General features: G+C 60.3%; 6 protein-coding genes and 1 tRNA gene. 2 read left to right on the top strand and 5 right to left on the bottom strand.

The features are described 5' to 3' along the window. A partial coding sequence (locus PK789_RS08205; protein WP_324308283.1) for a DUF6776 family protein occupies positions 1-317 on the bottom strand: 317 nt, incomplete at its 3' end. A 313-nt stretch (positions 318-630) separates the two neighbouring features. Here PK789_RS08205 and PK789_RS08200 point away from each other — a divergent pair. Together PK789_RS08200 and PK789_RS08195 are read left to right on the top strand one after the other, a co-directional pair. Next, positions 631-2328 carry an EAL domain-containing protein gene (locus PK789_RS08200; RefSeq protein ID WP_324308282.1) on the top strand — a complete coding sequence of 566 codons (1698 nt, stop codon included), beginning with the start codon at positions 631-633 and terminating at the stop codon, positions 2326-2328. Positions 2329-2372: 44 nt separating this feature from the next. Continuing rightward, positions 2373-4604: an ATP-binding protein gene (locus tag PK789_RS08195; RefSeq protein ID WP_503011931.1), complete on the top strand. Its 2232-nt coding sequence runs from the start codon at positions 2373-2375 to the stop codon at positions 4602-4604. A gap of 79 nt (positions 4605-4683) precedes the next feature. Here the strand turns inward: PK789_RS08195 and bfr are convergent, their stop codons facing one another. The 4 genes from bfr to PK789_RS08175 all read right to left on the bottom strand — a co-directional run bounded on the left by bfr (position 4684) and on the right by PK789_RS08175 (position 6051). Continuing rightward, the gene (gene bfr, locus PK789_RS08190; protein ID WP_324308281.1) at positions 4684-5154 is read right to left on the bottom strand and encodes a bacterioferritin; all 471 of its coding nucleotides are present in this window, start codon (positions 5152-5154) and stop codon (positions 4684-4686) included. Positions 5155-5268: 114 nt separating this feature from the next. After that, positions 5269-5475, bottom strand: coding sequence for a (2Fe-2S)-binding protein (locus PK789_RS08185; RefSeq protein ID WP_324308280.1), 207 nt, complete (start codon positions 5473-5475; stop codon positions 5269-5271). Between the two features lie 82 nt (positions 5476-5557). Continuing rightward, complete coding sequence (gene queD, locus PK789_RS08180; RefSeq protein WP_324308279.1) at positions 5558-5914, bottom strand: 6-carboxytetrahydropterin synthase QueD; 357 nt, start codon at positions 5912-5914, stop codon at positions 5558-5560. Positions 5915-5974: 60 nt separating this feature from the next. After that, positions 5975-6051, bottom strand: a tRNA-Met gene (locus PK789_RS08175). Between the last annotated feature and the right edge of the window lie 96 nt (positions 6052-6147).

The following is a 6147-nucleotide window of genomic DNA, read 5'->3' as shown; positions in this document are numbered from 1 at the left end:
CCGGCCACTTCTTCATCACGCTCGGCCAAGGTACCCTGCAAGTCGGTATTCGCCTGCCGGCTGATTTGATCGGACCGCCTCAGATTGGCGACCTGCTGCTGCAAATTGGCAATTTGCGTGGCCTGTGCCACCAGTTGTTCACGCGCATTACTGGGCTGCGGCGCAAAACTGCGCCATGCGCCCCACCCGCCCAACCCCAAGGCCAGCAGCACCAGCAATAGCTGGGCCAACTTCGGGTGGCCACTGCCCACCATGCTGCGCTTGGGGCTTGGCAGGGCACTGGGCATTGCACTGGGCTTGCGGCGCAGAACAGACATGACGCCGATATCGCACTGTTGCAATCCCGCCGTCAAGCACGGTCTCGCCAGCTGCCAAGTGCACAGGGAAGCGAATTTGCAACCGGCGCACGGCACAGCTACTGGTACACGATGTCGACATTGCCATCTTGATGGCCGATTTATTGCTGACAAAGGCCGACTCGCACGGCTTTTTGCGTCAAAATCACTGGATGGACACACCCGGACACACTTGGACTGCTATCGCCAATGCCGCAAAGTTGGTGCTTGCACCTGCGATTGCAACTGCAAGACCTGAATACGCAACCGTGGCGAACCAGGGGGAGATTGGACTATGAGCAGCGTACTTCCTGCCGCCGTGGCGGACAGCAACCCTTATCGCGTCCTGATTGTCGAGGATGACCGCAGCCAAGCGATGTTTGCCGAAGCCATTTTGCGCGGTGCCGGTATGCAGGCCGAGGTGGTCGCCATTCCCGAGCGCATGATGGACGCACTGGAGCGCTTCAACCCCGATTTGGTGCTGATGGACCTGCACATGCCCGGCACCAGTGGCACCACGTTGACCACCCAGATCCGTGAGCACACGCTGTTTTCGCATACCCCGGTGGTGTTTTTGACTGGCGACAAGGATCCCGAGCGGGAACTGGAGGCACTGGACAAAGGCGGCGACGATTTCATCCTCAAGCCGGTACGGCCGCGTCACCTGATTGCCGCCGTGCAAAACCGCATCCGCCGCGCACGCGCGTTGAGCGATAGCTTGCATGGGCAAGGCACACCGGATCGGCACCCTGTGACCGGTCTGCATACCCGCCAAGCACTCATGCAAACCTTGGCCAACCAATTGAGTCACCATACCGCCGGTGGTGCCTTGCTGCTGGAACTGGGCAACCCCACCGCACTGCGCCAACGCTATGGCTATGCCGCCCTGGATGCCCTGTTCAATGCCGCCGGCCTGCATCTGGGTGCCTTGCTGGAGCCACACACCATGGCCGCGCGCCTGAGCGACAACGCCTTTCTGGTCGTGGTGCGGGAGCAACCGCATACGTGGCTGGAAGGCTTTGCACGCCGCCTGCGTGACGGGATTGGTTATCACGACTTCAAGGTGAATGACGAGCCGTTGCGCCTGCGCTGCACAATTGGGTTCACCACTTTTGCACATGGGTTCCGCGATACCGGTGCGGTGCTGGCGGCCACCGAGGATGCCACGCGCGAGGCGCATGGTTTATCCGCCGGGATTGCTGGCTACGTGCCACCGGAAATTGCAGCATCGGACAGTTTGATCGATGAATTACGTAGCGCACTCGCACCTGCAGGCACAGGTCTGTATTTGGCGTTCCAGCCGGTGGTGGCGGTTGCCGGTGGCGATGAGGCGCAGTTTCAAGTGCTGGTACGCATGCATGGTGCCGATGGCAGCGTGCGCAAAGCTGGCGATTTTTTAGCCGCCGCACACGCCGCAGGCTTGCTTGCGCAACTTGACCGCTGGGTGATGGAGCGTGCGCTGGTGCTGTTACAACAGCGTCGCGCAGAAAGCCGCCCGGTGCGCCTGTATGTTTCGCAAACACCGCGCACGCTGGGCCAAGACGGCTATGCCGCATGGCTGCAACAAGCGCTTGCGCGCACCGGCGTGGATGGCCCCTCGCTGGTTATCGATATCCGTCAAGAAGATGCTGTGGTGCATAGCGTGCTGCTTCAGCAATTTTGCGAGCAATTGGTCCCGGCAGGCGTGCAGTTCTGCCTCAGCCAGTTCCGCAGTACCGAAGATGGCAATCAACTCTTGCGGATGCTGCCACTCGGCTACCTGCGGCTGTCCTCCGACTTTGCCCAGCAGCCATTGCAGCAAGCCATGCAAGATGAAATGCGACTGGCAATCGAATCTGCCCATCGGCTGGGCCTGCAAGTGATCGGGCAAGCAGTGGAAGACCCGCAAGCCGCCGCCGCGCTCTGGGTGGCCGGCATCGACTACATTCAGGGCAATCTGGTACAACGCCCTGAACAAGCCCTTGACTTCGACTTCCAGAGTGCCGCCTTGTGAATACCGGCAAATCGGATGGCCTCACCCTGCTAAGTGCGCGCTGGCTGGCGCTGGGGGCAGCTGCGGGTGCCGCATTGGCACTGGCGATCAATCAATTTGGCGTGCAAGGCCCATGGCAACTGATTGCACTGGTGCTGGCACTATTGGCACTGTTTGCCACCACCGCGCTGGCATGGAGTACCCGCTCTCGCGAACAAGCTCTGCTCAATCAAGAAGAGCGCACTCGTGAGAAGGAAGCCGAAATCAGCATGCTGCAAGAGGAGATCGACCGCCACACCGTGCTCGAAGCAGAACTGACCCGGGCCAAACAAGCGGCCGAATCGGCGGTGATGGCCAAAGGTGAATTCTTGGCCACGATGAGCCATGAAATCCGCACCCCGCTGAACGGCATCATCCCGATGCTGGATTTGCTCTCTACCTCCAAACTCAGTTTGGATCAGCAGGAAATCCTCAAGACCGCCACCGCGTCGGCGCAACAATTGCTGCGCATCGTGGATGACATTCTGGATTACTCAAAGCTCGAGGCAGACCGGCTGGAGCTGGAAACCACCGGCTTCAATTTGCGTGAGCTACTGGGCAGCGTGATCACCTTGATGGAGCGCTCGGCCGACGCCAAGGGCTTGCACTTGCATCTGAACATCGACTCGCCCGTACGCTTGCCCGTGCGTGGCGACCCGGTGCGCCTACGCCAAATTTTGAGCAACTTGGTCAGCAATGCGATCAAGTTCACCGAGCGCGGCAATGTCACCGTCAACATCAAGCGCCTAGGTGAAACCGTCACCCAGCATCTTTTGCGATTCGAAATACAAGACACCGGCATTGGGATTGATGCGGCCACCCAAGCCAAGCTGTTCCAGGCATTCAGCCAAGCCGATGCCTCCACCACGCGCCTGTATGGTGGCACCGGTCTTGGGCTGGTGATTTCGCAGCGCATCGTGTCCTTGATGGGCGGCAAGATTGGCGTGGAATCGCAGCTTGGAAAAGGCTCCACCTTCTGGTTTGAAATCCCGCTGCTCAAGGTGCAAGGCGACATGCCCATGCAACAGGGGGATCTGCATGGCGGGCGGGTGTTGCTGATCACCACCGACTCGCGCCTGCGCATGCGCCTGACCATGCTATTGCCCAACTGGGGCCTGCGCGTCACCGCCGTGGAAAACACCCACGATGCTCTGGAACGCTTGCGGCAGGCACATACCCAGGGCGATCCATGGACGTTCTCGGTGGTGCTTGCAGATTTGACCAGCATTCGCAGCACGGCGGTTTCCTTGGCCCGCAACATGGAACGTAAACAGCAATATGGTGAAGTCCGCTTGGTGTATCTGCGCGGCGATGACGCAACCTCATTGGACCTACCCGTGACCGCCACTTTGATTCCTCGCAATGTTGAAGACGCCGACCTGCGCGCCGTGCTGTCGGCCTCGGGAGTGACGTGGGGCCAACAGAACCCACACCCGGCACCAGCGGCGCAAAAGCCACAGGACGCCATCCCCAGCAAGCCGCGCATCCTGTTGGTCGAGGACAATCCGGTCAATTTGATGGTGGCGCAACGCTTGCTGCAAGTGCTGGGCGCCGAATGTGATACCGCCGGCAATGGCCAAGTGGCGCTGGAAAAACTCGATCAAGCCCAATACGACTTGGTGCTGATGGATTGCCAGATGCCGGTACTGGACGGCTACAGCGCCACCCGTCGCTGGCGCGAGCTGGAACAATCGCGCAAGGCAACCCGGCGTATGCCCATCGTGGCAATGACCGCCAACGCGATGGCCGGTGACCGGCAAAAATGTCTGGATGCCGGCATGGACGACTATCTGGCCAAACCGGTCACCCGGGTCGAGCTGGAACAATGCATCGCGCGCTGGAAGAGCAGCGCGATGACCGTCCCCGAAGCCACCCCATCGGCGGCGCAATTGAGCACGCGCGCACCCTCGGTGCTGGACCAGCGTGTACTCGATGAGCTACGTGATGTGCTGGGTGGCGAGGTGGACAAAATCATCGCCGTATATCTGGAAGACGCACCGCGCTTGATTGCCCAGCTCGAGCGCGCCGCCGTCAACATCGACCCGATTGCACTGCGGGTTGCCGCACACACGCTGAAATCGTCCAGTGCCAATGTCGGGGCCACCACGCTGTCCGATGCGGCCCGCGATCTGGAACACGCCGCGCGTGACGGCACCATGACCCAGCCGGGCCCGGCGGTTGCCCGCATCGTCAGTGAATTTGCGCAAGTGCGGGTGGCCTTGCGCGCGTTGTTATTCAGCAACGCGCCTACTCGCTAACACGCCCGGCTGAGTACAAGACCGGCCGGGGAACACACCTGGCCGGTGTCTTGCATCACCCCACACAAGCCAGCCGTACTCAGTCTTCCAGCGTCTGCGCCAGATAGTTCTGCTCGCCCAGGCGCTCGACCAGCGACAACTGCGTCTCGATCCAGTCGATGTGCTCTTCTTCCGAATCCAAGATGTCGGCAAACAGCTTGCGGCTGACGTAATCACCGATGGATTCGCTGTACGCGATCGCCTCGCGCAGCAGCGGTACGGCGTCCATTTCCAGTGCCAAATCGCAGCGCAAAATCTCTACCGGAGTCTCACCGATCCGCAATTTTCCCAACGCCTGAAAGTTTGGCAGCCCGTCGAGAAACAAGATGCGCTCAGCCAGCAAGTCGGCGTGCTTCATTTCGTCGATGGACTCGTGATGCTCGTGCGCAGCCAGCATCTTCAAACCCCAGTTCTTCAGCATCTTGGCGTGCAAAAAATACTGGTTGATCGCAGTCAGCTCGTTGTAGAGCGCCTTATTGAGAAACCCGATGACTTTGGCATCGCCCTTCATGGCGCAGCTCCTGTATTGACGTGGCAGTGCTTTATAGCGCGACGCGACGCGCAAGGTGCGGAATGGGAGGCATTCTTGTTGCAGCGCCGCTATGGGCGCTGCCGGCAGGCAGCCTCAAGCAGCGCGCGACAGCACCGGCAAAGGCAAGGCGCGGCGTGCGGCCTGCACATCGTCAATCATCTCTGCCAGCAAATTCAGGCAGGAGCCGCAGCTGGCACCGGCACCGGTGCGCATGGTCATTTCGGACACGCTACTGCAACCGGCTTCCGCAACTTCGCGGATCTGGTGGTCGGTAACGCCATTGCAAATGCAGACGTACATGCGCGGGGGCTCGGGTGATCTGCGCCCACTACACCAAAGATGCGAATGATTGTCAATTGCCAGTTGATTCTCTGCGCAGCGCCTACTCGCCGCGATACCGGCAACCCGAGGTGCAGGTTTCGTGGATCACCACTTCTGATAGCAGCGGCACCTGCGGCTTCAGCCGCTGCCACACCCAGATCGCCAACTGCTCACTGGTGGGGTTTTCCAGGCCGGGAATATCGTTGAGGTAGTGGTGGTCCAACTGCTCGTACAACGGCGAAAACGCCGCCTTCAACTCGGCAAAATCCATCACCCAACCTAGGTGCGGGTCGGGCGCGCCGGTGACGTGCAACTCGATCACAAACGAATGCCCATGCAGCCGTGCGCACTTGTGCCCGTCCGCCACATGGGGCAGCCGGTGTGCGGCTTCCACGGTGAAACGCTTGAAGATATCCATCAAACCATCCTGCAGATAAACAAAACCCCGCAAGCTGCGGGGTCTGATGACTGCTTGCGTTGGTGGCTATGGGTGGACTCGAACCACCGACCCCAGCATTATGAGTGCTGTGCTCTAACCGGCTGAGCTACATAGCCAACGCAGAGCCGGCCATTATCCGGATTGTTCTGGCCGCCGTCAATTGGCCGCATGTCGAGTCTTGCCCACCCCGCCGTTGGCTGGCACAGTCGGGG

Origin of the sequence: Thermomonas sp. (genome assembly GCF_035369645.1) — a bacterium.
Classification (GTDB): Bacteria; Pseudomonadota; Gammaproteobacteria; order Xanthomonadales; family Xanthomonadaceae; genus Thermomonas.
This window is presented reverse-complemented; position numbering and strand designations above follow the sequence as displayed.

What these genes read in the sequence shown, in the direction of transcription:
- PK789_RS08185 (WP_324308280.1), bottom strand. Translation starts at nt 5,475, where the DNA reads ATGTACGTCTGCATTTGCAATGGCGTTACCGACCACCAGATCCGCGAA.
- bfr (WP_324308281.1), bottom strand. Translation starts at nt 5,154, where the DNA reads ATGAAGGGCGATGCCAAAGTCATCGGGTTTCTCAATAAGGCGCTCTAC.
- queD (WP_324308279.1), bottom strand. Translation starts at nt 5,914, where the DNA reads ATGGATATCTTCAAGCGTTTCACCGTGGAAGCCGCACACCGGCTGCCC.
- PK789_RS08200 (WP_324308282.1), top strand. Translation starts at nt 631, where the DNA reads ATGAGCAGCGTACTTCCTGCCGCCGTGGCGGACAGCAACCCTTATCGC.